Here is a 23,852-nt window from a genome sequence, read left to right as displayed (position 1 = left end):
CCAGGCGGGCAATTGGGCAGGTTTACGAAATTCTGACTGCCGACAGAGAGTTGGCAGACGAAGCTAAGACACGCACACGCGCCAGCTCTCCCACCCGCCCCGTCGCGTCATTCACGTGAACGGCATGCAGGTGGTCAGATTTGCCAACCATCTGACCGGGTTGGCGTCCGGGCTTTTCATAAAGCACCGTCACCTCACGCCCGACCATCGACTCCTGGCCCGCGCGCTGCTGCTCCAGGATCAACGCCTGCAGTTCCTGCAAGCGCCGGTCAGCCACGGCAGCCTCCACCGGGGGCTTTTCCGCAGCCGGGGTGCCGGGGCGGGCGGAATACTTGAAGGAATACGACTGACCAAAGCCGACCCGACGCACCAGATCCAGCGTCGCCTCGAAATCGGCATCGGTTTCACCGGGAAAGCCGACAATGAAATCAGACGAGAACAGCGTATCGGGCCGCGCCGCCCGGATCCGGTCGATCACCCGGAAGTAATCGTCGCGGGTGTGCTTGCGGTTCATCGCCTTCAGAATCCGGTCAGACCCGGACTGCACCGGCAGATGCAGATAGGGCATCAGTTGCGGCACATCGCCATGGGCGGCAATCAGGTCATCATCCATGTCATTGGGATGGCTGGTCATATAGCGGATCCGCTCCAGCCCGTCGACCTCGGCCAGGGCGCGGATCAGCCGGCCCAGCGTCCAGTCGCCGCCCTCACCAACGCCATGATAACCATTCACATTCTGCCCCAGCAGCGTGACCTCGCGCACCCCGCGCGACACCAGATCGCGCGTCTCACGCAGGATGCGGTCGACCGGGCGGCTGACCTCGGCCCCACGGGTATAGGGCACCACGCAAAAGGCGCAGAACTTGTCGCAGCCTTCCTGCACCGTCAGAAACGCCGTCGGCCCCCGCAGCGCCTTGCGCTCCGGCAGATGGTCAAACTTGTCCTCGGCGGGGAATTCGGTATCGACCTGCGGACCCGTCGCCCGCGCCAGCGCGGGCAAGCGATGATAGGCCTGCGGCCCGACCACAATATCGACCAAGGGCATCCGCCGCTGAATTTCTGCCCCTTCGGCCTGCGCCACACAGCCCGCCACCCCGATCTTCAGACCGGGCTTTGCGTCCTTCAACGGCCGCAACCGGCCCAGATCGGAAAACAGCTTTTCGCTGGCCTTTTCGCGGATATGGCAGGTGTTCAAAAGCACCATGTCGGCATCTTCCACCACCTCGGTCAGCGTATAGCCGTCCGCGCCCATGGCCTCGGCCATGCGCTCGCTGTCATAGACGTTCATCTGACAGCCGTAGGTCTTGATGAACAGCTTCTTGGCATCAGACATGGCTTACCCCGCCGTGGATCAGCGCGCCTTCTACCGCGAACTGCGTCCGCGCGCAACGCAGGGCCGCACGGCCACGAATCCCGCAGTGCCAGAGAACCAGCCCCTTGCAATACGCGCCCCCATCGCCGATTCTGCCGTCAACCAAGCGGGATCGCCATCCCCAGCGGAGGACACATGCGCCACACCGGGCTGACCGCCTTTCTGACCGTCGCCAAAGAGATCATTGGCAAAGGCCCGGTCGCCGTGATCATGGCCGAAGATGAGGTCGAGGTGGATACCACCCTGCGCCACCACCAGACCGCAGGCTTTCCGGTGGTCGTGCTGCTGGCCCCGCCCGAAATCAGCCTGCCCGCCGGGATCGAAGACAGCGTTCACCGCGTCGATCACGATGTGCATGCCGAAGGCGCACTGGTCGAGGCGGTCAACCAGATCATCGAAGCGGCCCCCGGCATCTGGCTGTTCTACTGCTACAACGCCGAATACCTGTTCCACCCGTTTTGCGAGTCGCGCAACATACCGGAACTGCTGACCTTTCAAAGCGAAGAGCGGCGTGACGCCATTCTGACCTACATGATCGACCTTTATGCCGGCGATCTGCAACGCTTTCCCAATGCGGTGTCGCTGGCCGACGCCCATCTGGACAAGTCAGGCTATTACGCCCTTGGCCGCCCCGATCCCGCCAATCACAATTACCCCAAGGAACGTCAGCTGGATTTCTTTGGCGGTCTGCGGTGGAGGTTCGAGGAACATATCTCGCCCCAGCGCCGCAAGATCGACCGGATCTGCCTGTTCAAGACCAGACCCGGCCTGACCCTGAGCAGGAATTTCACCCTGTCCGACGAAGAGATGAACACCTACGCCTGCCCCTGGCACAACAACATCACCACCGCGCTGGTGTCGTTCCGCACCGCCAAGGCCTTGCGCAGCAATCCGGGGTCACGTTTTGATATCCATGATTTCCGCTGGCACAATTCTGTCCCGTTTGAATGGCACAGCCAGCAACTGATGGATCTTGGCCTGATGGAACCGGGGCAATGGTTCTGACGCCCCCGCCTGCCTGATCAGTCGGGCGCAACAAGGCGACCCAGCACCCGCCCCCCCAGAATATGCAGATGGTAATGCGGCACCTCTTGCATGCCGTGCGTACCGGCATTGGTGATGGCGCGATACCCCTCTGGCCCGGTCAGACCCAGCATTTCGCAGATCTGCGCGCAGGCGCGGTGGAAATCGACCATCTCTTCGGCAGAGGCTTTTGCCGCAAACTCGGCAAAATCCACATAAGCGCCCTTGGGGATCACCAGCACATGCACGGGTGCCTGCGGGCCAATGTCGTGAAACGCCAGCGTATGCGGGGTTTCCAGCACCGTCTTGTTGGGAATTTCGCCGCGCAGGATGCGGGCAAAGATGTTATTGGGATCATAGGGTTTTGTCATTGGCTCAGTCCACAAACAGATTCAGTCCACAAACAGATATTCTGTGCCCACAATCTCGCGGGCCTTTTCGACCGGGATATCAAGAAACTCGGCCAGCGGCAGTGTGTTTTCATCAACCGATGCCGATTGGCGGATGCGGTGCATATCCTTGAATCCGGCGTCGCGGATGCGGTCGGATTCAAACTTTACATCATAGCGGATGGTCGGCAACAGCCGGTCAATGGTTTCCTGCGGGGTGCGGTCGCCGGCCAGCCCGACCCGCCGGGCATGGCCGATCAGGTAATCATCGGTAAAATCGCAGTCGATTTCCAGCAGGCGGACCGTCGCCTTGTCATTGTAGAAATCCTGCATCAGATCGACATTGGCCGGGTCGATGCACAGCACCAGCTTGTCGGTCTGCCAATAGTCGAACAGCATCCGCACCAGTGCCCGGCGGTGCCGGGTACGCTTTTCCAGCGTGGTCTGGATGCCGCCCAGATCGGGCAAGGGCGTGCTGTCTTCGTTGAACAGGTATTCAATCGCCGGCATGTTGGTCACCTGCCGCACCCGGTCGACCAGCCGTTTGGCGACATGCCATTTCTTGCAGGTCACCATCATCAGCTGCCGTTCGCGGCCCAGCGTGCTTTCGCGCTCCCAGAACCGGGGCGCAAAGCGGCGGCCGATCCGGCCCCGCCCGGTCAGAAACCTGAACAGGCTCCGCCCCTCGTTCGAGATCTGGAACCGCACGTTCCGGGTGGTGTACAGCTTGCCAAGCCGGGCTTTCAGATCCTTGGCCTGCGGGCTGATCTTGCGGGCAAAGATGTAATCCTGACTGAGCAGCAGATCGTAGTGATCGTTGTAAAACGTCACCGGCATCCCGTAATCGGTGAACATCAGAAAGGTCAGGGTCCGGCAGCGGATATCATGCTCGGGCACCAGATGGCGCACCAGCGTCTGAAAGAACGTCTCATCCGGGATCCATGTCGTGCGGAAAAACCGCATCACATCGCGGCGGCGGTCGCAGAACTGCAACAGCTGTTCAATCGTGCGGCGGCGCAGGCACCACCATTGCGACCCGATCTGCATCTGGATATCGGCGGGCACCTTGCGCGTCAGGCCCAGTTTGCGCTGCCAGTCCATCGAGCGATAGAACCAGACCTTCTGGCTGCGCTCGTTGAAATAGTGGCGAAAGATCAGCCGCTCTTCCCGGATGCCGGTCTTGATCCAGTCAGAGTTGAAGAAATCGACGCTTTCGATGTAATCGACATCGTCCCGGTCCAGAAAATCATGCGCGTATTCCGCTGATTTGATCGGCATGCAATCGCCAGACAGCATGTAGAAATGCGTGGCCTTGGGAAACGCCTCAACGGCCGCGCGCACCGCCAGCAGCGACGCCTCCACCAGGCTCCACTCGCCCCAGCCGCATTTGACCCGGCGCTTGGCAAACACCACCGATGTGTTGGAGGCCAGAGCCGTGCGGATCTGGTCAAAATCCTTTTGCACCGCATTTGCGTCAAAATGGATCGACACGAAATCGCCCGCAGCCGTCAACCGCTCTGCCTGCGCGATGATGCCATCAGGGTCTTTGTGGGTCAGCAGGATGTAGGCTATTCTTGCCATAGTGGCGACGGTCCCCGAGGCGGCAGAGTCACTGTTTCTCTAAATAGCTTTATCACACGTTGAAACGACAGAGTTTATTTGCGAATCTGACCGCAAGAATGCATCGGGTGCCCAAGCCCGGCAGGAATGGAGCAGTTTGATATGGGTTTTCCCGGCACCTGGATGACGGAAAGCGAAAGCATGGTGTATCGGGTGGTTCCGAAATGCGCCTGTTCGACCATCGGGCAGATCATGTACTACTCCGACCATGGCAGTTTTTTTGATGGTGACATTCACGATTCGAAAAACGGCCTGCACAAATGGGCGCAAGACGACAGCCAGCCGCTGATAGAACGCAATGTAAAGGCGCATAAATCCTTTGCCTTTACCTGTGTGCGCAACCCCTATCAGCGCATTCTGTCGTCGTTCTTTGACAAGATCTGCGGCATTCAGCGCAACGGCAAACGCTATCGCGGCAATCTGGTGCCGCAACTGGCGCAGAAATACGGGGTCGAGGTCGGCAGCCCCGAGACCGATTTCGACTTTGACCAGATCAAGAGCTTCCGCCGCTTTCTGCTCTTTGCCCGCGACACCATCCGCTGGCGCAAACCGATGGAGCCTGACATCCACTGGTCGGCAATGTCGGGCCATATCTCGACCTTTATCGTCAATGGCGGGCAGTACGACCACATCTTCTTTACCGAGATGTTCAACGACGGCATGCAAGAGGTGCTGGACAAGACCAGGCACAAACACGCGGTCGATCTGAAGAAAATCCCCCGCTTCAACGAAAGCGAAGGCCACGGGCCAAAGCGCGCGCACCCGGTCGAAGACTATTTCGACGACCTGTCGCGCCATCTGGTCTGGGAGATCTACAAACGCGACTTCCAGCTGTTCAAATATGATTTCGACAATCCGGGCAACAAGCTGCCCATCGGCCAGATTGATCTGGATGAGGTTCACGCCAAGCTCGGCGACTGAATCTCTGGTGGCTTTGCGGGCAGGCCGGTCTAGATTGCTGCGCAGCAGAAACGGGGCAGCCACATGCGCACAGTCATTATCATGGGCTCTGGCCCCGGCGTGCTGGCCGCACAGGGCTGGGCCAAGGATGGCGCCACTCTGGTTGCCATCAACAACGCCTGGCAGGTGCGGCCTGACTGGGATGTGCTGATCCACCCCGATGACTTCCCGCCAGAGCGGCGGCCTGCATCCCCCGCCCCCGGCCAGCGGATCGTGACCTCGGCCGATTATGTCCCGCTGCAAAACACCTTTGGCGGCTTTGTCTATGCCGGCGGCACCATGGCCTTTACCGCCGCCTATTGGGCGCTTGGCGCGCTGCGCCCCAATGTGATCGGCTTTGTCGGCTGCGATATGGTCTATCCCACCACCGGCCATACCCATTTCTACGGTACCGGCACCGCCGATCCACTCCGCCCCGACATCACGCTGCGCTCGCTGGAGGCGAAATCGGCGCGGTTCATGGTGCTGGCGGCACAAGCGGGTTGTGCGGTGGTGAACCTGTCTGACGCGGTAGAGAGCCGCCTGATCTTTCCCCGCACTGATCGCCCGGACCTGCTCACCCGGCGGCCGCAGCCCTATGACGCGCACCTGACCGACGCCGCCCTGCACCGCGAGGCAGAGCTGGGCTATCTGGTGCCCTCGGGCAAATACTGGAAAGAGGCTGACCGCTTTGATCCGGCGGAAATCGACCGCATCGACGCGATGTGGGTACAGGCGGCTGGAGTCAGATCAGCCCTTCACGCCTGAACAATGCTTTCAGGTCCGTCTCTGGCCGCGCGCCAAAATGGCTGATCACCTCTGCCGCCGCCACGCAGCCCATCCGGCCCGAGGTGGCAAGGCTCTGCCCCGTCGCCATGCCATAGATGAACCCGGCGGCAAACTGGTCCCCTGCCCCGGTCGCATCCACCGGCACGATCCGCTTGACCGGTGCCACGGCCCGCTCTTCGCCCCGCACCAGAATGACATCGTGACCAGACCGCGTGCAGACCACCAGCCCCGAATCCTGCGCCGCCTGTTCCAGCGCGGAGCTCAGGTCGGTCTGGTACAGCGATTCCCATTCGTGCTCGTTGCCGATCACGTAATCCAACTCCTTGACCAGACGGCGGAAACTGTCGCGGTGCCGGTCCACGCAGAACGGGTCTGACAACGCGATTCCGGCCTTGCCGCCATTGGCCCGGCACAGCTGCGCCGCCCGCTCAAACGCCTGTTTCCCCTTGGGCTTGTCGTAAAGATAGCCTTCAAGGAACAGGATCTCGGCCTGCCCCGCCACCTCATCCGCCACATCCTCGGGGCCAAGCTCGGACGAAATCCCCAGATAGGTGTTCATCGACCGCTCGCCATCGGGCGAGACAAAGATCATCGAACGCGAGGTCGGCAATTCGCCCCCCGGCACCGGCGCATTCACAAAGCTGGTGCCGTTATCATCCATCGCCCTGGCATAGAACCGCCCCAGCGCATCGTCATGCACCCGCCCGATAAAGCCTGTGCTCAGCCCCAGATTGCCCAGACCCGCCAGCGTATTGGCCACCGATCCGCCCGGCGCCTGCTTGCGGTCTTTCATCGCGGCATAGAGCAATTCGCCGCGCTCGCGCTCCACCAGTTGCATGATGCCTTTTTCGATGCCCATCAGCTCCAGAAAGCTGTCATCCGACTGGGCAAAGACATCAACGATGGCATTGCCGATGCCGACGACCTGATACGTTTTCATTCGGTTTTATCCTCGTAAAGGCACCAGTCCCGGATCGGGCAGATACCGCATTTGGGTTTGCGCGCGACGCAGATATACCGGCCATGCAGAATAAGCCAGTGATGCGCGTGATGCTGAAATTCCGCAGGCACGTTATCCTCAATCGCGCGTTCGACCACATCGACATCGCGGCCGGGGCAGATGCCGGACCGGTTGCCGACGCGAAAGATATGCGTATCCACCGCCTGCGCCGGTTGATGAAACCACATGTTCAGCACCACATTCGCCGTCTTGCGCCCGACGCCCGGCAAAGACTGCAGCGCCGCCCGGCTTGATGGCACCTCGCCCCCGTACTGATCCACCAGAATCTGGCTCAACTTGATCACATTCCGGGCCTTGGTGCGGTAAAGGCCGATGGTCTTGATATAGTCCATCAGCCGCTCCTCCCCTATGGCGAGCATCCTGGCGGGCGTATCGGCAATCGCAAACAGCGCCCGCGTGGCCTTGTTCACCCCTATGTCCGTCGCCTGCGCCGACAGCGCGACCGCGACCACAAGGGTAAAGGCATTCACATGCTCCAGTTCGCCCTTCGGTTCCGGCTCCGCCTCTTGGAACCGGGTAAAGACGGCGCGCATGTCGTGGTAATCAAGCTGTCTGACCATAGGTGTTTGCACCACACTCCGCCCCCTATCGCAAGCCGGGAAAAGCCGCAGGAAACGGGTCGCAAAGCGATAGTCCCGGCCTTAGGGTAAGGGCCAAGGAGAGCCGCAATGTCAGACCTGTCACCCGACTATCATTACAACGTCATCGGCCGTGCCATCCGCGAGATCGACGCCGCCGGACCGGGCCTGACACTTGACGCTCTGGCCGCCCGCATGGGGATGAGCCCGGCGCATTTCCAGCGGTTGTTTTCGGCCTGGGTCGGGGTCAGCCCGAAGCGGTATCAGCAATATCTGGCGCTCGACCACGCCAAATCGCTGCTCGCCACCCGACACACCACGCTGGCGGCGGCAGACGGCGCGGGGCTGTCCGGCTCTGGCCGCCTGCACGACCTGTTCCTGACATGGGAGGCGATGACACCCGGCGACTTCGCCCGCGCGGGCGAAGGGCTGACCATCCGGCACGGCTGGTTCGACAGCCCGTTTGGCCGGGCCATCGTCACCGGCACCGAACGCGGCATCTGCGGCATCGGCTTTGCCTCTGAGACCGGCGAAGACGCGGCCCTGCAAGACCTGCTCAGTCGTTGGCCAAAGGCGCAGTTCGTGCACGACCCCGCCCTGTTGCGGCCATGGGTGCTGCAAGCCTTTGGCGCGCGCCCCGGGCAGAACGCCGATACGCCGCTGTTCCTGATCGGCGCGCCGTTCCAGATCAAGGTCTGGGAGGCGCTTTTGCGCATCCCCTCGGGCCATGTCACCACCTACAGCGACATCGCCACCGTCATCGGCCACCCAAAGGCCGTGCGCGCCGTCGGCACCGCCGTCGGGCGCAACCCGATCAGCCTGCTGATCCCCTGCCACCGCGCCGTACGCAAAAGCGGGGCCTTGGGCGGCTATCACTGGGGCCTGCCGGTCAAGCGCGCCATCCTTGCCCACGAATCCGCCCGCGCAGATGCCGCCAACACCGCAATGTGATGCGCGGAATTCTGCGCAATTCAGATGGGAACTGTATGGTGGGCCGATGCATTGGTATACAGCGCAAGCAGTCGGCGGGTGTTACCCGCGACGCATAGTATTCATGAGGCGGCAGAAATGATCTTCAAGACCCCCCTTCTTTTGTCCGCGGCTTCGCTTCTGGCGCTGACCGCTTGTGTTGACCCGAACGCCTATCCCGACAATCCGAACGCCCGCACCCAGCAAGGCGCGATCATGGGCGGCCTCGTCGGCGCCGCAGCCGGCGCCAGTGGCGGCGGCAGCGACAGCTTTCGCAAGGCGGTCGTCGGCGGTGTGATCGGCGCAGCGGCGGGCGGTGCCATCGGCGCCACGCTCGACCGTCAGGCGTCAGAGCTGCGCAGCTCGATCAACAATCCGAACGTGACCGTGACCAACAACGGCGACTACCTGACCGTGAACCTGCCTCAGGATCTGCTCTTCGCCGTCGACAGCACGTCGCTGCGGCCTGACCTGCGCTCGGATCTGGGATCGGTGGCACAAAGCCTGATCCGCTATCCCAACAGCCGGATCGAAGTGATCGGCCACACCGACAACACCGGCTCGGCCGCCTATAACTACGATCTGTCGCAGCGCCGTGCATCTGCTGTGTCATCCGTGCTGACCCAGAATGGCGTTCCGTTCAACCGGATCACCAATGTCGGTCGCGGCTTTGACCAGCCGATCGCATCCAACGCCACGCCGCAGGGCCGCGCCCAAAACCGCCGCGTGGAAATCCTCATCCGCCCGACCTCGTAAGGTCTCGGCGATCACCGACCGGGCCGCCCCTGACCGGGGCGGCCTTTTTTATTGGATTTCAGCGGCAGAGATTGGCCTTGAGTGCCGCGCGCTGCGGTCATAGATTCTGACCAATCCAATCAGGTGCCCGCGCCCATGCCTTTTACCAAGATCCAGACCGAAAAGCTTTCGCAGTCCGTGGTGCGCCAGATTGAGCAGCTGATCCTGCGCGGCATCCTGCGCCCCGGTGAACGGCTGCCGTCCGAGCGCGAGCTTTCTGACCGGCTGGGCGTTTCCCGCCCCTCCTTGCGTGACGCGGTGGCCGATCTGCAAGCGCGCGGCCTGTTGTCCAGCCGCGCCGGCGCCGGCATTTATGTCGCCGAAGTCCTCGGCTCTGCCTTTTCCGGTGCGCTGGTCCAGCTGTTCGCCACCCATGACGAGGCGGTGTTCGATTACATCGCCTTTCGTCGCGACATGGAGGGGCTGGCTGCCGAGCGCGCCGCGCGGCTTGGGTCCGACACCGACCTCAAGGTCGTCGATGTGATTTTTCAGAAGATGGAAGCCGCCCACCTCAAGCGTGACCCGACGGACGAGGCCGCCCTCGACGCCCAGTTCCATCTGGCCATCATCGAATCCAGCCATAACGTGGTCATGCTGCACATGATGCGGTCGATGTATGACCTGTTGCGGCAGGGGGTGTTCTACAACCGGCAAATGATGTTCCGCAACCGCACCACGCGCGAGTTGCTGCTGGACCAGCACCGCGCCATCAACACCGGATTGCAGGCGCGCGACCCTGCCGCCGCCCGCGCAGCGGTCGAGGCGCATCTGACCTATGTGGAACAATCGCTCTCCGATCAGCTCAGGGCCGACCGGAATGAGGCGATTGCCCAGCAACGCTTTCAGCACGAGCAGTCCCGCACATGAAAAAACCGGCCCAAGGGCCGGTTTTTGATTTGTTACACGCTCAGGATCAGATCAGTGCAGTTTGGCGTCAACCTGCTGGATCGCCGCGTCGATCGAGGCTTGTGCCGCCTCGGCCGTCATCTGCTTGGCCAACACCGCACCGGCCGCAGCAACGGCGACCGAAATCGCCTCTTCGCGCACAGCCCGCACAGCCGAATTTTCGGCGGCCTGAATCTGCTCTTCTGCCGCTGCCATCCGGCGGGCGATCGCCTGATGCATATCCGCCTTGGCCTGCGCCGCAGCGCCCTCTGCTTCGGCCTTCGCCGCTGCAACGATCCGCTCCGACTGTTCCTTGACCTCTTTCTGCTTGCGCTCATACGACGCCAGCAGGGCCTTGGCCTCTTCGCGCAGGGCGCGGGCCTCTTCCAGATCGGCCTTGATCTGAACCGCGCGTGCATCAAGCATGCCGGTGATCTTGGACGGAACCTTGAAGTAGACCAGAATTCCGATGAAGACGATAAAGGCGATCGTCACCACGAAATCAGAGTTGCGCAGGCTGAAGAACGGGCCGGTTGCCGCAAACGCAGGGCTTGCCGCCAGTGCCAGGAACATGGTGGTCAGTCTGGTCATCGCATCACCCCTTCATGCGGGCGGAAACCGCCGCAGTGACAGCACGGGCATCGCGCGATCCGCCCAGAGCCGCAACCAGTTCCTGCGCAGTATCCTTGGCAACCTCGGACACAGCCGCCATTGCACCGGCGCGGATTTCCGCGATCCGGCCTTCGGACTCGGCAGATTTTGCCGAAATCTCGGCATCGGCTCGGGCCAGAGCAACATCCAGATCTTTCTGGATCTCGGCCTTGGCCTCTGCCACGATCTTGTTGGCATCGGTCCGCGCCTGCGCCAGCGCGTCGGTATAGGCGCGTTCAGCGGCAACCGCCTGCAGCTTCATCTCTTCGGCGGCAGCAATGTCATTGCTGATCGTGCCCTGACGTTCGGCCAGAACCGCGCCAATGCGCGGCAGACCGATCCGCGACAGAAAGAAGTAAATCGCGATCAGTGCAACCAGAAGCCAGAAGATCTGGTTCGGCATCCAGTCGGTGCACAGCTGCGGCATGCCGATGGCACTGCCGTTCAGCCCAAGGCAAGAGCTGACAGCAGCCCCGCCATGCGCAACACCTTCTGCGAGTGTTTCAGTAGCCATCATGTCCTCCATCGGACCCTTTGAAACTCAAGGGGGCAACGCATGCGCGCTGCACCCCTGTTTCGCAAGACGTCAAAGGGTGATCAGGCTGCGAACATCAGCAGGAGGGCGACGAGGAAGGCAAAGATGCCCAGAGCTTCGGCGAACGCCAGACCGATGAACAGGGTCGCGGTCTGACCGGCGGCTGCCGACGGGTTGCGCAGTGCGCCTGCCAGGTAGTTGGCGGCCACATTGCCCACGCCGACGGCGGCGATGCCCGCACCGATGGCTGCAATGCCGGCGCCGATGAATTTGCCAAGTGCGGCTGCTGCTGCGAGTTCCATGTGATGCTCCTTACGATGGAATTTGGATTTCTGAGAGAGGGAACCGGATCAGTGCCCCGGATGCAGTGCATCCTTGAGGTAAACACAGGTCAGGATGGTAAAGACGTAGGCCTGAATCACAGCCACCAGCACTTCAAGCGCATAGATGGCGGTAATCGCGAGGATAGAGGCCGGCGCGATCAGCGCGATCCCGGCAAAAGCGGCAAACACCTTGATCACGGCGTGACCGGCAGTGATGTTGCCTGCAAGACGAATGGAATGGCTGACCGGGCGCACAAAGTACGAGATCACTTCGATCACCGCGATGATCGGGCGCAGGAACAGCGGCGCGTCCTTCATCCAGAACAGCCCGAGGAAATGCGCGCCGTTCTTGACGAAACCGATGATGGTCACCGCAAAGAACACGCCAAAGCCCAGAACCGCCGTCACCGCAATCTGCGACGTGGGCGAGAACGACATCGGGATCAGCGCCAGCATGTTCGAGAAAAAGATGAACAGGAACAGCGTCATGACCCAGGGGAAGTATTTCACCCCGTCATGGCCGGTCACATCTTCGACCATCTTGTAGATAAAGCCGTAAAACACTTCGGCGACCGACTGCAGCCGGGTCGGGATGACCGCGCGGCCACGGGTGCCCAGCACGAACAGCGCCACGACGCACAGCACAGCCAGCATCATCCACAGGGTCGCGTTGGTCGGCGTGTACCACATCACCGGACCGTCGCCGAACAGCGGCTTTACGATGAACTGGTCCATCGGATGGAACACCAGATCACCATCCTTGGTGTGTATGTCTTCTTCCACCTCAGTCATCCCTCTGATCGGCTGCGTCTTTGGCCAGCCGGCGTTCCTGCAACTCGTTCGCCGACCGCAGCATGGTTTTCACCCCCGCGGCCAGACCGAACCCGATAAACAGCACCAGGAATATCGGCATGGTCCCCAGCAGGGTATCCAGCCCGTACCCGATGCCAAAGCCGATCACCAGACCGGCCACAAGCTCGATGACCATCCGCCAGGCCACCTGAGCCTGAGAATAGTCTTTCTTCATATGGGGCACCGGTTCGGTGGCTGCCTTTGCCGCTGCGATCCGGGCCTCCAACACCTTTAACCGGGCGTCATCGGACGGATCGTGCGGGTCGGACACCAGTCTTGCCCCCATAAAGATGGTTGAGGCGGTGCTAATGGCACAGCGGCTCCGAGTCAAGCAGGCGTGGTTTTTATAATTGCTGTTTATAATCAATGATTTGACCCTTACCCTCAACACACTTTTCAGCTCAGGAACCCCGGACAGGCCGCATTTTCATATTCAACCTATCAGTTGATTTACCATCCGGGCCCGGCCACCCCACCAAACCCTTAACCGCGTGGTTGACCTTTTTGCCAAACAATGCCCATGGTTTGCGCCATGACCGATCGCTTGTCCCCCGTCTTTGCCGCTCTCGCCGACCCGACGCGCCGGGCGATCCTGGCGATGTTGCTTGAAGACGACATGGCGGTGACCGACGTGGCCGAACCGTTTCAGATGAGCCTCGCCGCAATCTCCAAACACCTGACCGTGCTGACCGATGCCGGCCTGATCAGCCGCGAGAAACGCGGGCGGGTGATCTGGTGCAAACTGGAACCCGACGCCCTGCGCGCCGCCAGTGTCTGGATGCAGGGCTTCGGCCAGTTCGAACCCGTCGATCTGGATGCGTTCGAGCGGTTTCTGGTGGGGGAATTGGCGGAGGATCTGACGGATGAGGGCGAAGAAGCAGACGGCGCCCTGCCCCCAAGCCCATCGGTTTCCCGAACCGATGGCTGACCCGGCATAGCTGGAGGCATAAAAGGGTGGCGGTCCGGATCTGGCGCAGCGTTGCACCGTCTCAAAATGCCATGTCTCCGGCCACAGCCTGCCGCGATTTCGCCGTAACCGCCGGTGATCCTGAACGCACCGGAAACGACAGCCACGGGAGGCGGACATGACCTTTGTACGCACACTGCTTCAGAAACTCGGGCTGTTTGCCCCGAAAGTTGACACGACCGAGGCCTTTGGCAACCGGCTGGCCCGGATCGGCTCCCGCGACGCACGGCGTGAGGTGCGGGCCGCCGTGTTCTTCAGAACTCCGGCGTAACACCCGGCAGGCGCAGCTCGCGCATCAGGTCGCGCACTTCCTGTCGCGCCGCGATGTTCGAGATGTTCAGCTGATCGACACCGGTATCTTTCAGATCCAGCAGCGTGATGCCGCGCGGGAACAGCTCGCGAAAAATCACACGCTCGGAAAACCCGGGCGAGACGCGAAAGCCGATGCGTTTCGACAACTCCTCCAGCGCGGCGCCGACCTTTTTCTTGTTGTGCATCTGTTGCGCACCCAGACGGTTGCGCAGCACGATCCAGTCGATCGGCTTGAGGCCCGCCTGCGCCCGCAACTGCCGCGCATTCCAGACCATTTCCGAATAGATCGACGGGCCTTTGACCTTGCCGGTTTCCGGATCGGTCCGCGCCAGCAGGTCGAAATCCACAAAACTGTCATTCAGCGGCGTAATCAGCGTGTCGGCCAGAGAATGCGCCACCTGTGATAGCCGGGTATGGCTGCCGGGGCAGTCGATGATGATGAAATCCGACACCGGGTCCAGCGCCGCCACTGCCGCCGACAGCCGCGCGTCAAACGGGTTTTCCCCCGGCGCAAGGCTTGCCTCATCCACATCGGGCAGGTCACGATAATCGGGCGTGGCCAGGTCCAACCCGGTACGTGCGAGGTACGCGCGGCGGTTTTCCACATAGCGGCCAAAGGATTTCTGCCGCAGGTCAAGGTCCAGCCCGCCGACCCGGTGCCCTTGCCGCACCAGCGCTGTGGCCACATGCATGCAGGTGGTCGATTTGCCCGACCCGCCCTTTTCATTGCCCACGACGATGATATGCGCCACGCCCTGCCCCTTTATTCCGGTCTGTGCGCCCTTTTAGGCAGGTTCCCGCGCAAGGGAAAGCGCGAAGGCGCGCTTGGCCCCGCACGACAGGGCCATTGTGTCAGCCACGCGTCAGCCAGTTCTGCCAGACCGGTGCGGGCCAAGAAAAAGCCCCGCAAAAGCGGGGCTGTTCCATAACACCAGATCGTTTGGATCAGAAACCCAGACCGGCGTATTTGTTCTTGAACTTCGACACACGGCCGCCGGTGTCCATCAGCTTGGCATTGCCGCCGGTCCATGCCGGGTGTGCCAGCGGATCGATGTCCAGCGCGAGGCTGTCGCCGTCTTTGCCATAGGTCGAACGGGTCTGATAGGTCGAACCGTCGGTCATCTTCACGGTGATGAAGTGATAGTCGGGGTGAATGCCTTCTTTCATCGGTCCGATCCTTATTCAGATTTCGGTTTATAGGTCGTATCTTCCGAGATACGTGCCGATTTCCCGCGACGGGTGCGCAGGTAATACAGCTTGGCGCGACGGACTTTGCCGCGACGCACCACATCAATCGAGTCGATGTTGGTCGAATACAGCGGGAACACACGTTCCACGCCTTCGCCGAACGAGATCTTGCGCACGGTGAACGACGCAGAGATCGTCATGCCACCCTGACGGGCAATGCAGACGCCTTCGTAGTTCTGAATACGCGACCGGGTGCCTTCGGTCACTTTGTAACCGACGCGGACGGTATCCCCGGCCTTGAAATCCGGGATGGTCTTGCCGAGCGCAGCAATCTGCTCGGCTTCGAGTTGGGCGATCAGGTTCATGCCTGGTCCTTTCGCAACCTGCGGTGGGTCCGCAGAGGTGATGCCATGCCTCAGAGCTCTCGGTCTTCACCGGGTCCCCATCGCACGCGATGAGCCCGCCAGAGATCAGGCCAGCTTTTCCATAACAGCCGCCCTGCCAGCCTGCGCACCGGGGAAGAAACCCGGCGAAAGAGCCAACAGGAATCGGGTCCGACGGATCATGTTGATCCCGGACAGGCGCGTATAAGGGCAAGCCGGGCGAGTGGTCAAGGGGGCAAAGCTGCGGTCAGGTTACCAAGGGGGGTTCTTGCGGCGATGCTCTTCTGCCTTGAGCTGTTCCCGCGCATCGAACTCCGCTTTCTTTGCAGCTTCGCGAAGTTCATAGGCCAGGTCTTCTGCCGCCTTCTGGGCGGCGCGTTGCGCAGACCTTTCCTGCTCTTGCTGCTTGCGGCGGCGTTCTTCCTCATCGGCGCGGCGCTTTTGCTCGTCCTTGTCGCGCTTTTCCCAGATCTCGCGCTCCCCCTTGCGCCACTTTTCCTCGGCCTCCTTGGCGGCCTTGGTGTTGCGCTCGTAAATCTTGGCGATGACATCTTCTTCGCCCGTGTCACGCCCGGGTCGATCAGATCCGGCCCCTGACCAGCCACCGCCAGATGCCCCGGACGAAGCGCCTGACGACCCGGACCCGCCGGAAGCCGCGCCGGAAAACATGCCGATCAGCGCAAAGCTCAGCACAACCATGACAACGGTAAAGAAAGGCCGGTCGCCCATTCCTGCGGGCCACCAGTACACCACCGTTGCGACCCCCAGAAACCCTTCAGCAAAGTTCCGCACGACCGCCCAGACCGCTGGCCAACGGTCCCGCACCGTGATCTGTCCGCGCAATGCCGCCCGCAGCATCAGCCCGACAAAAATCACTGACCCGACAAGCAAGAAAATCCGCATCCCCCAGACCGGCGTGCCAAGGGTGCCGCGATACCATATCCACGGCCACTCGCCGAACAGGCCCGTTGCGAACCCGGGCAGGAAATGGCCGAAAAACTCGCCCAGATGCGGCACGCGGGGCAAGGTGCCCGGCACTGCGCCCATGGTCAGCCACCAGTGCAATCCAAAGCTGCTTGTCATCGCCAGCACAACACCCGTCGAGGCCGCTGCACGCTGTACCAGCCACTCTGGCGGCGTATGGCCCCAGCCACCAAGGGTGGCGACATCCGCGATGGCCATGGCGGAATGAAACATGTGCCGCAGCACAACAAACAGGGCGAGAGCGAAAAGGCAAAGGGTCAGAACATTCGAAACGACTTGTCCCAGAAAAACCATCTCAGCTCCGTTTTGATTGCGTCACATGTCGTCGTCATTCGGGTAAAGCCGCGCCCACAGATCGGGCCGCCGCTCTGCCGTCAGCGCCTCGGCCTGCGTGCGCCGCCATTTGGCGATCTTGCCATGATCCCCCGACAGCAGTACCGGCGGAATCTCCCGCCCTTCCCATTCGGGCGGGCGGGTATAGTGCGGATGTTCCAGCAAGCCGTTGGAATGGCTTTCCTCTTCGATGCTCTCGGCATTGCCCAGCACGCCGGGCAACAGCCGCACCGTCGCATCCAGAATCGCCTGCGCCGCGATCTCGCCGCCGGTCAGCACGAAATCCCCCAGCGAGACCTCTTCGACCGCGTGGTGATCCAGCACCCGCTGGTCCACGCCTTCAAACCGGCCACACAGCAGCGTCAGCCCCTCGCATGCCGCAAAGCGCCGGGCCATCGCCTGATCAAACGGTTTGCCGCGCGGCGACAGGTACACCACCGGCCAGCGCGCCCGGTCGGGGTTGGCCCCGACACTGGCTGCGTTAAACGCCGCATCCACCACATCGGCACGCAGCACCATGCCCGCGCCGCCGCCGGCGGGCGTGTCGTCGACATTGCGGTGCTTGCCGATGCCGAACTGGCGCAGGTCATAGCTTTCCAGCCGCCACAGCCCCAGATCCATCGCCTTGCCGGTCAGCGACTGCTCCAGCACGCCCGGAAAGGCCTGCGGAAACAGCGTGATCACCCGCGCCGCCCATGCCCCGCGCACGGCGCGCGCATCGTCGAACAAATCACGCGGGCGCAACACCGGCCTGGCCGACAGCCGCCCGTGCGAACGGGAGGGAGCTTTGGCCAGCGACGCATCATCGGGAATTTCATCAGACATAAGCTGCTCTTACCCAACGGCCCGCAGGCGTGCAAAGAAAATCCGGTCAGAACAGCCAAGGCAGGACAGCGCGCAAAGCGCTGGGGCTACTCCAGCCCCTCGGGCAGGTCCGCCACAATGCGCCGCGCTGCCAGATCTACGGTCGGCACCGCCGCTTTGGTAAACGGGATCAGCAAGGGCTGCTTGCGGGTCGGCGCATAGACCTCCAGCAGATCGCCCGCGCCGTGATTGTGTACCGCGCGCAGGGTGCCCAAAAGCACACCGCCAGTGTCATAAATCTCCAGCCCGATCAGGTCGGAGTGATAGAATTCATCGTCGGGCAACGACGGCAGACGCGCGCGGTCGACATACAGATCGGTCCCGCGCAAGGCATCGGCCTGATCCTTGGTCGCCACCCCGGCAATGCGCGCGCCAAGCCCCCCCGCCACCGGGCGGGTCAGCTTGATGCTGAATGAGCGGCTGCCATCAGCCGTATACAGCGGGCCATAGTCGGCAATCGCCTCCGGGTCCGCGCAAAAGGATTTCAGCCGCACCTCGCCCTGCACGCCAAAAGCGCCCGCGATGGAGCCGACACAGATACGTTCAGGATGTGTGGTCATGACTGATCCCATAGGGGTCGTGGCCCCCAAAAGGGGCCACGCAAACACTGATCACTCTTCAGCAGGCGCTTCAGCGCGAGCGGCTTTTTTCGCAGCGCGTTCTGCCATCTGCTTGCCGGGAACTGCCGATTTCGGGTTGTTGCGGGCTTTCTTGTCCAGCACGCCAGCCGATTCCAGGAACCGGGCCACACGGTCAGTCGGTTGTGCGCCGGTTGCCAGCAGTTCCTTGATCCGGTCAAGGTTCATCACAACGCGCTTTTCGTCGTCCTTGTTCAGCATCGGGTCATATACGCCCAGCTTTTCCAGAAAACGGCCATCGCGCGGGTTGCGCGAGTCGGTCAGAACGATCGAATAGTGCGGGCGCTTTTTCGAGCCGCCACGGGCAAGACGAATTTTAACAGCCATGGGTAGTCTCCTTGAGGTTTCTTGACTTGGGTAGGGCGGGGTTCACCCCGCCGATAGGGTCACTTTTGCAGTTTCTCGTGATGCCTGATGACTTCAGAGATGATGAAGGTCAGGAATTTCTTGGCAAATCCGGGGTCGAGGTCGGCGTCCTGCGACAGCTGTTCCAGCCGTGCGATCTGCCGCGCCTCACGCGAGGGGTCGCTGGGGGGCAGGTCGTGTTCGGCCTTCAGCCGCCCCACCGCCTGCGTATGCTTGAACCGCTCGGCCAGCGTATACACAAGGATCGCATCCAGCCGGTCAATCGACTGGCGATGCTCTTTCAGCACCTCGGCCGCGCGTGTGGCAGTATCGGTCATTCAGATCTCCTGACATGTCGCCATACCTGCGAGCCATCAATCTCGCCCTCCGATACGGCCCCCATACGTGCGGCCAGCGATTGCGCCCGCAGATTGGCCGGATCAATATAGCTGACCAACGTGGTCAGGCCCAAAGCGGCAAACGCATGGTCACGCGCCGCCGAGGCCGCTTCAAAAGCCAACCCCTTGCCCTCAAAGCCAGGCAGGAACATGAATCCAAGCTCTGGCTCCAGATCACCGGGTTCAAAGCCGATCAGCACAAAACCCGCGACCACGGCAGGTTTCGCCTCGACCGTCCAGACCCCATGCCCTCGCAGCAGCCAGATGGCAGTCATCCGGGCAAAATCATCCCAGGCATCAGCCACCGGCATCGGCCCGCCGAAGTACTGGCCGCGATCGGAGCAGGCAATCGCCCGATATGCGTCGAAATCCGACAGACGCGGCGCGCGCAACGTCAGCCGCGCGGTGTGCAGCACCGGCAGCACTGCGCCATGCCGGGCAGCTTCGGCCTGCATCTGCGGCGTCAAAGGGGCGGACCACGGCATCAGGCGCCACCCCTCGCATGCCGCCAGACCAGATCTTCCGGGTCCGGTCGTGGCGCCTTTGTATCCAGCACCGCCCCCAGCCGCTGCGCCACCCGGATCGAGGCGGCGTTGTCAGCGTCGATATAGCTTACCAGCGATGGCACCGGCAGGCTGGCAAAGGCCCAGTCGCGCAAAGCGCCTGCAGCCTCGGCGGCATAACCCTGACCGGCATGGCCCTGATACACCAGCCAGCCCAGCTCAACCTCGGGGAATTTCGGCCCGCCGTTCAGGCCGACCTGCCCCACGGTTTGCCCGCTGGCGGTGTGGTCCACCATCAGCGCGCCATGCCCCAGCAGTGCCCATTGCGCGACATCATGGCAAAACCAGAACCACGCGCCCGCAGCATCCCGCGGCCCGCCCATATAGGCAACGCGATCTGACGCCCAGAACGCCGCATAGGCCGGGAAATCGGCCATGACGGGGGCGCGCAGCGTCAGCCGCTGGGTATGCAGAACCGGCGCGGTCATTTCTTTTTCATCAGCCCCGACAGGCCCGATGGCAGGCTCATACCGCGTGGCATGCCGGGAAATCCGCCCTGCCCCATCGACTCTTTCATGCCCTTTGCCGCCGCTTCCAGCTCGGCAGGCGACATCTTGGACGGATCAGGCATGCCGCCCTTGCCCATCATCTGCTTGATGGCCTGCTTCATGCCGCCACCCTTGCCCATCTTCTTCATCATTTCGGCCATCTGCTTGTGCTGTTTCAGCAGACGGTTCAGTTCCGACACCTCAAGCCCCGCACCCGCCGCGATCCGCTTCTTGCGGCTGGCGGCCAGCAGATCGGGGTTGGCCCGTTCCTTTTTGGTCATCGAATTGATCAGCGCGACCTGACGCCGCATCATGCGGTCGTCAAAGCCGGCCTCTTCCGCCTGCTTTGCCATCTTGCCCATGCCCGGCAGCATGCCCATCAGGCCCTGCATGCCGCCCATTTTCTGCATCTGCTCCAGCTGGCCCTTGAGGTCGTTCATGTTGAACAAGCCTTTGGAGAACCGACGCGCCATGCGCTCGGCCTGTTCGGCCTCGAACGTCTCCTGCGCGCGCTCGACCAGCGCGACAATGTCGCCCATGCCAAGGATACGGCCCGCGACCCGCTCGGCCTCGAACGTCTCCAGCGCATCCATCTTTTCGCCAAGGCCGACGAAGCGGATCGGCTTGCCGGTCACCGCCCGCATCGACAGCGCCGCACCGCCGCGCCCATCGCCGTCCATCCGCGTCAGGACCACACCGGAAATGCCGACCTTGCCGTCAAACTCGGCCGCGACGTTCACCGCATCCTGCCCGGTCAGACCATCGACCACCAGCAGCGTCTCGCGCGGCTGGGCGATGTCGCGTACAGCCTGCACTTCATCCATCAGCACTTCGTCGATGTGCAACCGGCCTGCGGTATCGAGGAACAGCACATCATAGCCGCCCATCGCAGCCTGAGTCTTCGCGCGCCGCGCAATCTGCACCGCCGACTCACCCTTGACGATCGGCAAGCTGTCCACGCCGACCTGAGCGGCCAGGATCGCCAGCTGCTCCATCGCCGCCGGGCGGTTGGTATCTAGAGACGCCAGCAGCACCCGCTTTCCGTTGCGGTCCTTCAACCGCTTGGCCAGCTTGGCGGTGGTGGTGGTCTTGCCCGAGCCTTGCAGACCCACCATCAGAATCGCGGCAGGCGGGTTGTCGATCTTCAGCGCATCGGCGGGTTCATCCCCCGCCAACACCCGGATCAGCTCGTCATGCACGATCTTGACAACCATCTGCCCCGGCGTGATCGACTTTGTCACCGCCGACCCGGTCGCCTTGTCCTGCACCCGCTTGATGAAATCGCGCGCCACCGGCAGCGACACGTCGGCTTCCAGCAGGGCGGTCCGCACCTCGCGCAGGGCGGCAATCACATCCGCCTCGGACAGCGCGCCCTGTTTGGTCAGGCGATCAAAGACGCTGCCAAGGCGGTCTGAAAGGCTCTCGAACATGGTCGTCTCCCGCAGAGGGCGTTACAGCAATGGCCAAGGGCACCTGCGGGCGCAACGCGCTGGCAGATGGCGATCCCGGCAAAAGCCAAGGGACCGGAAGCGACAGCCTCCGGGGGAATTGGATGCCTGATAGGCCGACCCGCCGCGCGAGTCAAGTCACGCCAGCCGCGTGGCCTTGCAGACAAAGGCCCGCACCTGGGGGGTGCGGGCCTTCGGGCATCCGGGGAAAAGCGCGGGGAGCGCGCGCGCCCCCCGGAGCCGCAACCTGTCTTACGAACGGTTGCCGACGGTTTGCTGATACAACGCCGTCAGTTCGGTCAGCGTGTATTGCGAGGCATCGACGCCCAGCACAGCTGCCAGCTGCGCTTTACCGGGGGTCACAACCTCGGCGGGCTTGCCATTGGCGCGGTTCTGGCCCGACAGGATGAAGTTGGTCATCTGGGTGTCATTGTCGCGCTTTGCCTCGATCAGAAGCTGAAGCTCATTGATGGTAAAGCGGCCCGGCTCCACACCGGCCGCAGCAGCCAGCTGTACGTCGGTCGAGGCCGCACCGGTGCCTTCACCGGCTTGCGACATGATAAAACGGATACGGGCCTGATCATTGTCTTTCTGAGCCTGCAACAGCTGGATCAGCTGGCTCTGGGTGTAATCATTTGCCGAAACGCCGGCCTGAGCGGCCAGCTGGTTGGTGCCGGGGTTGGCGGCAGCAATGCCAGCGGTCAGTGCAAGGGCGGCAGCAGAAATCATCAGAGTACGCATTTTGGTCTTCCTTCATCGAGATGCTGCGTATGTGCAGCGGGTGGTTATGGAACGGGGCCGCTTCTGTAAAAGTTTCGCGGCAACCCGTGTTTTGTTCGGTGAGAGGAAGTTAGTCGTTTCATTTTTCCTTTACATTACAGAACTCTGCCCTCAGTCTGTGCATTAGCGCACAGCAAAATTATGTGATAATCCGTGAATAACAAGGGAGCTGCCACCATGGCCCAACCTGCCTGGGATGAGATCAGAACCGCGTTTCAGGTAGCCCGGCTTGGCACGGTTTCCGGTGCCGCCGAGGTGCTTGGCGTGCATCACGCCACCGTGATCCGCCACATAGACGCCCTGGAAAAAACGCTGGGGACCAAGCTGTTTCAGCGCCACGCGCGCGGTTACACCCCGACCGAGGCGGGGCGGGATCTGCTCACCGTAGCCCAGACCACCGAAGAACAGTTCGCCCAGCTGTCCAGCCGGATCAAGGGTCAGGGCGAGGTGGTGGGCGGCGAGCTGACGATCACCTCGATTGCCGGTATCGCCGACCTGCTGGTTCCGTTGCTCACGGAGTTTCAGGAGCTGTATCCGCTGGTGCAGGTGCGTTTCCTCACCGACATGCGGGTGTTCCGGCTGGATTATGGCGAGGCGCATGTCGCGATCCGCGCCGGAGCCACCCCGGAAGAACCGGACAATGTGGCGCAACCGTTGCCACCGATCCGGACCGGGCTTTATGCCTCCCGTGGCTATATCGCCCGACACGGGCAGCCAAAGGACGAGTCAGAATTTGCCAACCACCGCTTTGTCTGCGTCGACAGTGAAACCACCCGCGCGCCGTTCTACCGCTGGCTGCGCAACACGATTCCGGCCTCTGCCATCAGCTTTCGCGGCACCGAACCCGCCGCGCTGGAAGAGGCGGTTTTGCAGGGCGCGGGCATCGGCTTTTCTGCGGTCTACAAGGCCTCGGCCAACCCCGATCTGGTCGAAATCCTGCCGCCGCGCCCCGAATGGGATGCGCCGCTGTGGATCGTTACCCATGTTGACCTGCACCGCACGCGCAAGGTGCAGGCCTTTCTGACCCATCTGAAAGAGGCGGCAAAAACCTGGCCGGTCTGACCCGGCCGGGACGTTCCGCACTTTCACCCGGCACCACACCGGGGTCAGCCGCAGGTCACATTTGCGCCCGAATCAATCGCGACTCTGATCCTGCAATAACAGGAGGATCTGATGGCTGCGGTTTTCATTCTGGCAGGTGGCATCTTTGGTTTCGCATCGGCCATCGCCTCGCTGATCCTGCTGGATACCAGCCTGCTCCTCGCGCTTGCGATCTGGTCCGGCGCGGGTCTGACAGTCGTTGTTCTGGGCCTCGGCCTCTCGCTTCTGAACCGCCGTGCCGCCCGCGCGCGGGCCAAGCCGATCAGCGCCGATGCCCACGCGGTCTGACCGGCAATTCCCGCAAATATTCTTGCCTTTT

32 protein-coding genes are annotated in these 23,852 nt (G+C 62.2%); 10 read left to right on the top strand and 22 right to left on the bottom strand.

The window, feature by feature from the left end; translation table 11 throughout:
* Positions 1-22: 22 nt before the first annotated feature.
* Positions 23-1,333 (bottom strand): tRNA (N6-isopentenyl adenosine(37)-C2)-methylthiotransferase MiaB, encoded by a 1,311-nt coding sequence (miaB, locus tag J2X53_RS02070; protein WP_349035817.1) that lies wholly within the window; start codon positions 1,331-1,333, stop codon positions 23-25.
* Between the two features lie 174 nt (positions 1,334-1,507).
* On the opposite strand from miaB, the gene J2X53_RS02065 reads away from it, so the two are divergent.
* Positions 1,508-2,377: a hypothetical protein gene (locus J2X53_RS02065; protein WP_349035816.1), complete on the top strand. Its 870-nt coding sequence runs from the start codon at positions 1,508-1,510 to the stop codon at positions 2,375-2,377.
* A 17-nt stretch (positions 2,378-2,394) separates the two neighbouring features.
* Here the strand turns inward: J2X53_RS02065 and J2X53_RS02060 are convergent, their stop codons facing one another.
* Entirely contained in the window at positions 2,395-2,766 is a 372-nt protein-coding gene (locus tag J2X53_RS02060) for an HIT domain-containing protein (RefSeq protein ID WP_349035815.1), read from the bottom strand.
* A gap of 21 nt (positions 2,767-2,787) precedes the next feature.
* The gene (locus J2X53_RS02055; protein ID WP_349035814.1) at positions 2,788-4,365 is read right to left on the bottom strand and encodes a DUF5928 domain-containing protein; all 1,578 of its coding nucleotides are present in this window, start codon (positions 4,363-4,365) and stop codon (positions 2,788-2,790) included.
* Positions 4,366-4,506: 141 nt separating this feature from the next.
* Here J2X53_RS02055 and J2X53_RS02050 point away from each other — a divergent pair, with 141 nt between their 5' ends.
* Together J2X53_RS02050 and J2X53_RS02045 are read left to right on the top strand one after the other, a co-directional pair.
* Positions 4,507-5,325, top strand: coding sequence for a sulfotransferase family protein (locus J2X53_RS02050; RefSeq protein WP_349036279.1), 819 nt, complete (start codon positions 4,507-4,509; stop codon positions 5,323-5,325).
* A 63-nt stretch (positions 5,326-5,388) separates the two neighbouring features.
* Positions 5,389-6,111 (top strand): hypothetical protein, encoded by a 723-nt coding sequence (locus J2X53_RS02045; protein ID WP_349035813.1) that lies wholly within the window; start codon positions 5,389-5,391, stop codon positions 6,109-6,111.
* Here the strand turns inward: J2X53_RS02045 and J2X53_RS02040 are convergent.
* Together J2X53_RS02040 and nth are read right to left on the bottom strand one after the other, a co-directional pair.
* On the bottom strand, positions 6,089-7,072 hold the full coding sequence (locus tag J2X53_RS02040; protein WP_349035812.1) for an adenosine kinase: 984 nt from the start codon (positions 7,070-7,072) through the stop codon (positions 6,089-6,091). The genes J2X53_RS02045 and J2X53_RS02040 overlap by 23 nt on opposite strands.
* Positions 7,069-7,713, bottom strand: coding sequence for an endonuclease III (gene nth / locus J2X53_RS02035; protein ID WP_349035811.1), 645 nt, complete (start codon positions 7,711-7,713; stop codon positions 7,069-7,071). The genes J2X53_RS02040 and nth overlap by 4 nt, the downstream gene beginning before the upstream one ends.
* A gap of 108 nt (positions 7,714-7,821) precedes the next feature.
* On the opposite strand from nth, the gene J2X53_RS02030 reads away from it, so the two are divergent.
* The 3 genes from J2X53_RS02030 to J2X53_RS02020 all read left to right on the top strand — a co-directional run bounded on the left by J2X53_RS02030 (position 7,822) and on the right by J2X53_RS02020 (position 10,362).
* Complete coding sequence (locus J2X53_RS02030; RefSeq protein WP_349035810.1) at positions 7,822-8,682, top strand: bifunctional helix-turn-helix domain-containing protein/methylated-DNA--[protein]-cysteine S-methyltransferase; 861 nt, start codon at positions 7,822-7,824, stop codon at positions 8,680-8,682.
* 117 nt (positions 8,683-8,799) lie between these two features.
* The gene (locus J2X53_RS02025) at positions 8,800-9,456 is read left to right on the top strand and encodes an OmpA family protein (protein WP_349035809.1); all 657 of its coding nucleotides are present in this window, start codon (positions 8,800-8,802) and stop codon (positions 9,454-9,456) included.
* A 135-nt stretch (positions 9,457-9,591) separates the two neighbouring features.
* On the top strand, positions 9,592-10,362 hold the full coding sequence (locus J2X53_RS02020) for an FCD domain-containing protein (protein WP_349035808.1): 771 nt from the start codon (positions 9,592-9,594) through the stop codon (positions 10,360-10,362).
* Between the two features lie 51 nt (positions 10,363-10,413).
* On the opposite strand, the gene J2X53_RS02015 is transcribed toward J2X53_RS02020, so the two are convergent.
* From J2X53_RS02015 to J2X53_RS01995, 5 genes are all read right to left on the bottom strand, one after another.
* On the bottom strand, positions 10,414-10,971 hold the full coding sequence (locus J2X53_RS02015) for a F0F1 ATP synthase subunit B (RefSeq protein WP_349035807.1): 558 nt from the start codon (positions 10,969-10,971) through the stop codon (positions 10,414-10,416).
* Between the two features lie 4 nt (positions 10,972-10,975).
* Positions 10,976-11,545 (bottom strand): F0F1 ATP synthase subunit B', encoded by a 570-nt coding sequence (locus J2X53_RS02010; protein WP_349035806.1) that lies wholly within the window; start codon positions 11,543-11,545, stop codon positions 10,976-10,978.
* Between the two features lie 83 nt (positions 11,546-11,628).
* Entirely contained in the window at positions 11,629-11,868 is a 240-nt protein-coding gene (locus tag J2X53_RS02005) for a F0F1 ATP synthase subunit C (protein ID WP_118150462.1), read from the bottom strand.
* Positions 11,869-11,916: 48 nt separating this feature from the next.
* On the bottom strand, positions 11,917-12,681 hold the full coding sequence (locus tag J2X53_RS02000) for a F0F1 ATP synthase subunit A (protein WP_349035805.1): 765 nt from the start codon (positions 12,679-12,681) through the stop codon (positions 11,917-11,919).
* Positions 12,674-13,012 carry an AtpZ/AtpI family protein gene (locus J2X53_RS01995; protein ID WP_349035804.1) on the bottom strand — a complete coding sequence of 113 codons (339 nt, stop codon included), beginning with the start codon at positions 13,010-13,012 and terminating at the stop codon, positions 12,674-12,676. Before J2X53_RS01995 ends, J2X53_RS02000 begins: the two co-directional genes overlap by 8 nt.
* A 261-nt stretch (positions 13,013-13,273) precedes the next feature.
* On the opposite strand from J2X53_RS01995, the gene J2X53_RS01990 reads away from it, so the two are divergent.
* A complete protein-coding gene (locus J2X53_RS01990) occupies positions 13,274-13,669 on the top strand; it encodes a metalloregulator ArsR/SmtB family transcription factor (protein ID WP_349035803.1) in 396 nt (131 codons plus the stop codon).
* A 157-nt stretch (positions 13,670-13,826) separates the two neighbouring features.
* Positions 13,827-13,979: a hypothetical protein gene (locus J2X53_RS01985; RefSeq protein ID WP_349035802.1), complete on the top strand. Its 153-nt coding sequence runs from the start codon at positions 13,827-13,829 to the stop codon at positions 13,977-13,979.
* On the opposite strand, the gene J2X53_RS01980 is transcribed toward J2X53_RS01985, so the two are convergent.
* The 12 genes from J2X53_RS01980 to J2X53_RS01925 form a co-directional block, all read right to left on the bottom strand.
* Positions 13,963-14,772, bottom strand: a complete 810-nt coding sequence (locus tag J2X53_RS01980; protein WP_349035801.1) for a division plane positioning ATPase MipZ — start codon at positions 14,770-14,772, stop codon at positions 13,963-13,965. The two genes, J2X53_RS01985 and J2X53_RS01980, sit on opposite strands and share 17 nt — an antisense overlap.
* Before the next feature lie 193 nt (positions 14,773-14,965).
* Positions 14,966-15,187, bottom strand: a complete 222-nt coding sequence (gene rpmE, locus J2X53_RS01975; protein WP_103332505.1) for a 50S ribosomal protein L31 — start codon at positions 15,185-15,187, stop codon at positions 14,966-14,968.
* An 11-nt stretch (positions 15,188-15,198) separates the two neighbouring features.
* Positions 15,199-15,573: a 50S ribosomal protein L19 gene (gene rplS / locus J2X53_RS01970; protein WP_118150592.1), complete on the bottom strand. Its 375-nt coding sequence runs from the start codon at positions 15,571-15,573 to the stop codon at positions 15,199-15,201.
* 270 nt (positions 15,574-15,843) lie between these two features.
* Positions 15,844-16,869 carry a hypothetical protein gene (locus J2X53_RS01965; protein ID WP_349035800.1) on the bottom strand — a complete coding sequence of 342 codons (1,026 nt, stop codon included), beginning with the start codon at positions 16,867-16,869 and terminating at the stop codon, positions 15,844-15,846.
* A 21-nt stretch (positions 16,870-16,890) separates the two neighbouring features.
* Positions 16,891-17,733, bottom strand: coding sequence for a tRNA (guanosine(37)-N1)-methyltransferase TrmD (trmD, locus tag J2X53_RS01960; RefSeq protein WP_349035799.1), 843 nt, complete (start codon positions 17,731-17,733; stop codon positions 16,891-16,893).
* An 86-nt stretch (positions 17,734-17,819) separates the two neighbouring features.
* Entirely contained in the window at positions 17,820-18,332 is a 513-nt protein-coding gene (gene rimM / locus J2X53_RS01955; protein WP_349035798.1) for a ribosome maturation factor RimM, read from the bottom strand.
* A gap of 51 nt (positions 18,333-18,383) precedes the next feature.
* Positions 18,384-18,737 carry a 30S ribosomal protein S16 gene (gene rpsP, locus J2X53_RS01950; RefSeq protein WP_349035797.1) on the bottom strand — a complete coding sequence of 118 codons (354 nt, stop codon included), beginning with the start codon at positions 18,735-18,737 and terminating at the stop codon, positions 18,384-18,386.
* Positions 18,738-18,796: 59 nt separating this feature from the next.
* Positions 18,797-19,093: a chorismate mutase gene (locus J2X53_RS01945; protein WP_118150453.1), complete on the bottom strand. Its 297-nt coding sequence runs from the start codon at positions 19,091-19,093 to the stop codon at positions 18,797-18,799.
* On the bottom strand, positions 19,090-19,638 hold the full coding sequence (locus tag J2X53_RS01940) for a GNAT family N-acetyltransferase (protein WP_349035796.1): 549 nt from the start codon (positions 19,636-19,638) through the stop codon (positions 19,090-19,092). The genes J2X53_RS01945 and J2X53_RS01940 overlap by 4 nt, the downstream gene beginning before the upstream one ends.
* Positions 19,638-20,144: a GNAT family N-acetyltransferase gene (locus J2X53_RS01935; RefSeq protein ID WP_349035795.1), complete on the bottom strand. Its 507-nt coding sequence runs from the start codon at positions 20,142-20,144 to the stop codon at positions 19,638-19,640. The genes J2X53_RS01940 and J2X53_RS01935 overlap by 1 nt, the downstream gene beginning before the upstream one ends.
* Entirely contained in the window at positions 20,141-21,634 is a 1,494-nt protein-coding gene (ffh, locus tag J2X53_RS01930; protein WP_349035794.1) for a signal recognition particle protein, read from the bottom strand. Before ffh ends, J2X53_RS01935 begins: the two co-directional genes overlap by 4 nt.
* A 270-nt stretch (positions 21,635-21,904) precedes the next feature.
* Complete coding sequence (locus tag J2X53_RS01925) at positions 21,905-22,393, bottom strand: hypothetical protein (RefSeq protein WP_349035793.1); 489 nt, start codon at positions 22,391-22,393, stop codon at positions 21,905-21,907.
* A 216-nt stretch (positions 22,394-22,609) separates the two neighbouring features.
* Here J2X53_RS01925 and J2X53_RS01920 point away from each other — a divergent pair, with 216 nt between their 5' ends.
* Together J2X53_RS01920 and J2X53_RS01915 are read left to right on the top strand one after the other, a co-directional pair.
* On the top strand, positions 22,610-23,494 hold the full coding sequence (locus J2X53_RS01920) for a LysR family transcriptional regulator (protein ID WP_349035792.1): 885 nt from the start codon (positions 22,610-22,612) through the stop codon (positions 23,492-23,494).
* 111 nt (positions 23,495-23,605) lie between these two features.
* A complete protein-coding gene (locus J2X53_RS01915; RefSeq protein WP_349035791.1) occupies positions 23,606-23,821 on the top strand; it encodes a hypothetical protein in 216 nt (71 codons plus the stop codon).
* Positions 23,822-23,852 lie beyond the last annotated feature (31 nt).

The organism is Pseudotabrizicola sp. 4114 (genome assembly GCF_031457365.1).
GTDB lineage: Bacteria > Pseudomonadota > Alphaproteobacteria > Rhodobacterales > Rhodobacteraceae > Pseudotabrizicola.
The sequence above is the reverse complement of the archived record's forward strand: the minus strand, read 5'-3'. Positions and strand labels throughout refer to the sequence as shown.

Bases quoted from the DNA above. Each gene is read 5' to 3' on its own strand.
- J2X53_RS02015 (WP_349035807.1), bottom strand. From the start codon at position 10,971: ATGACCAGACTGACCACCATGTTCCTGGCACTGGCGGCAAGCCCTGCG.
- trmD (WP_349035799.1), bottom strand. From the start codon at position 17,733: ATGTCTGATGAAATTCCCGATGATGCGTCGCTGGCCAAAGCTCCCTCC.
- J2X53_RS02060 (WP_349035815.1), bottom strand. From the start codon at position 2,766: ATGACAAAACCCTATGATCCCAATAACATCTTTGCCCGCATCCTGCGC.
- J2X53_RS02010 (WP_349035806.1), bottom strand. From the start codon at position 11,545: ATGGCTACTGAAACACTCGCAGAAGGTGTTGCGCATGGCGGGGCTGCT.
- J2X53_RS01940 (WP_349035796.1), bottom strand. From the start codon at position 19,638: ATGCCGTGGTCCGCCCCTTTGACGCCGCAGATGCAGGCCGAAGCTGCC.
- rimM (WP_349035798.1), bottom strand. From the start codon at position 18,332: ATGACCACACATCCTGAACGTATCTGTGTCGGCTCCATCGCGGGCGCT.
- J2X53_RS02030 (WP_349035810.1), top strand. From the start codon at position 7,822: ATGTCAGACCTGTCACCCGACTATCATTACAACGTCATCGGCCGTGCC.
- J2X53_RS02065 (WP_349035816.1), top strand. From the start codon at position 1,508: ATGCGCCACACCGGGCTGACCGCCTTTCTGACCGTCGCCAAAGAGATC.
- J2X53_RS02000 (WP_349035805.1), bottom strand. From the start codon at position 12,681: ATGACTGAGGTGGAAGAAGACATACACACCAAGGATGGTGATCTGGTG.
- J2X53_RS01965 (WP_349035800.1), bottom strand. From the start codon at position 16,869: ATGGTTTTTCTGGGACAAGTCGTTTCGAATGTTCTGACCCTTTGCCTT.
- J2X53_RS02020 (WP_349035808.1), top strand. From the start codon at position 9,592: ATGCCTTTTACCAAGATCCAGACCGAAAAGCTTTCGCAGTCCGTGGTG.
- nth (WP_349035811.1), bottom strand. From the start codon at position 7,713: ATGGTCAGACAGCTTGATTACCACGACATGCGCGCCGTCTTTACCCGG.
- J2X53_RS02040 (WP_349035812.1), bottom strand. From the start codon at position 7,072: ATGAAAACGTATCAGGTCGTCGGCATCGGCAATGCCATCGTTGATGTC.
- J2X53_RS01925 (WP_349035793.1), bottom strand. From the start codon at position 22,393: ATGCGTACTCTGATGATTTCTGCTGCCGCCCTTGCACTGACCGCTGGC.
- J2X53_RS02045 (WP_349035813.1), top strand. From the start codon at position 5,389: ATGCGCACAGTCATTATCATGGGCTCTGGCCCCGGCGTGCTGGCCGCA.
- J2X53_RS01915 (WP_349035791.1), top strand. From the start codon at position 23,606: ATGGCTGCGGTTTTCATTCTGGCAGGTGGCATCTTTGGTTTCGCATCG.
- rpmE (WP_103332505.1), bottom strand. From the start codon at position 15,187: ATGAAAGAAGGCATTCACCCCGACTATCACTTCATCACCGTGAAGATG.
- rplS (WP_118150592.1), bottom strand. From the start codon at position 15,573: ATGAACCTGATCGCCCAACTCGAAGCCGAGCAGATTGCTGCGCTCGGC.
- J2X53_RS02050 (WP_349036279.1), top strand. From the start codon at position 4,507: ATGGGTTTTCCCGGCACCTGGATGACGGAAAGCGAAAGCATGGTGTAT.
- J2X53_RS01920 (WP_349035792.1), top strand. From the start codon at position 22,610: ATGGCCCAACCTGCCTGGGATGAGATCAGAACCGCGTTTCAGGTAGCC.
- J2X53_RS01990 (WP_349035803.1), top strand. From the start codon at position 13,274: ATGACCGATCGCTTGTCCCCCGTCTTTGCCGCTCTCGCCGACCCGACG.
- J2X53_RS01985 (WP_349035802.1), top strand. From the start codon at position 13,827: ATGACCTTTGTACGCACACTGCTTCAGAAACTCGGGCTGTTTGCCCCG.
- J2X53_RS02025 (WP_349035809.1), top strand. From the start codon at position 8,800: ATGATCTTCAAGACCCCCCTTCTTTTGTCCGCGGCTTCGCTTCTGGCG.
- J2X53_RS01935 (WP_349035795.1), bottom strand. From the start codon at position 20,144: ATGACCGCGCCGGTTCTGCATACCCAGCGGCTGACGCTGCGCGCCCCC.
- J2X53_RS01945 (WP_118150453.1), bottom strand. From the start codon at position 19,093: ATGACCGATACTGCCACACGCGCGGCCGAGGTGCTGAAAGAGCATCGC.
- miaB (WP_349035817.1), bottom strand. From the start codon at position 1,333: ATGTCTGATGCCAAGAAGCTGTTCATCAAGACCTACGGCTGTCAGATG.
- rpsP (WP_349035797.1), bottom strand. From the start codon at position 18,737: ATGGCTGTTAAAATTCGTCTTGCCCGTGGCGGCTCGAAAAAGCGCCCG.
- J2X53_RS02005 (WP_118150462.1), bottom strand. From the start codon at position 11,868: ATGGAACTCGCAGCAGCAGCCGCACTTGGCAAATTCATCGGCGCCGGC.
- ffh (WP_349035794.1), bottom strand. From the start codon at position 21,634: ATGTTCGAGAGCCTTTCAGACCGCCTTGGCAGCGTCTTTGATCGCCTG.
- J2X53_RS02055 (WP_349035814.1), bottom strand. From the start codon at position 4,365: ATGGCAAGAATAGCCTACATCCTGCTGACCCACAAAGACCCTGATGGC.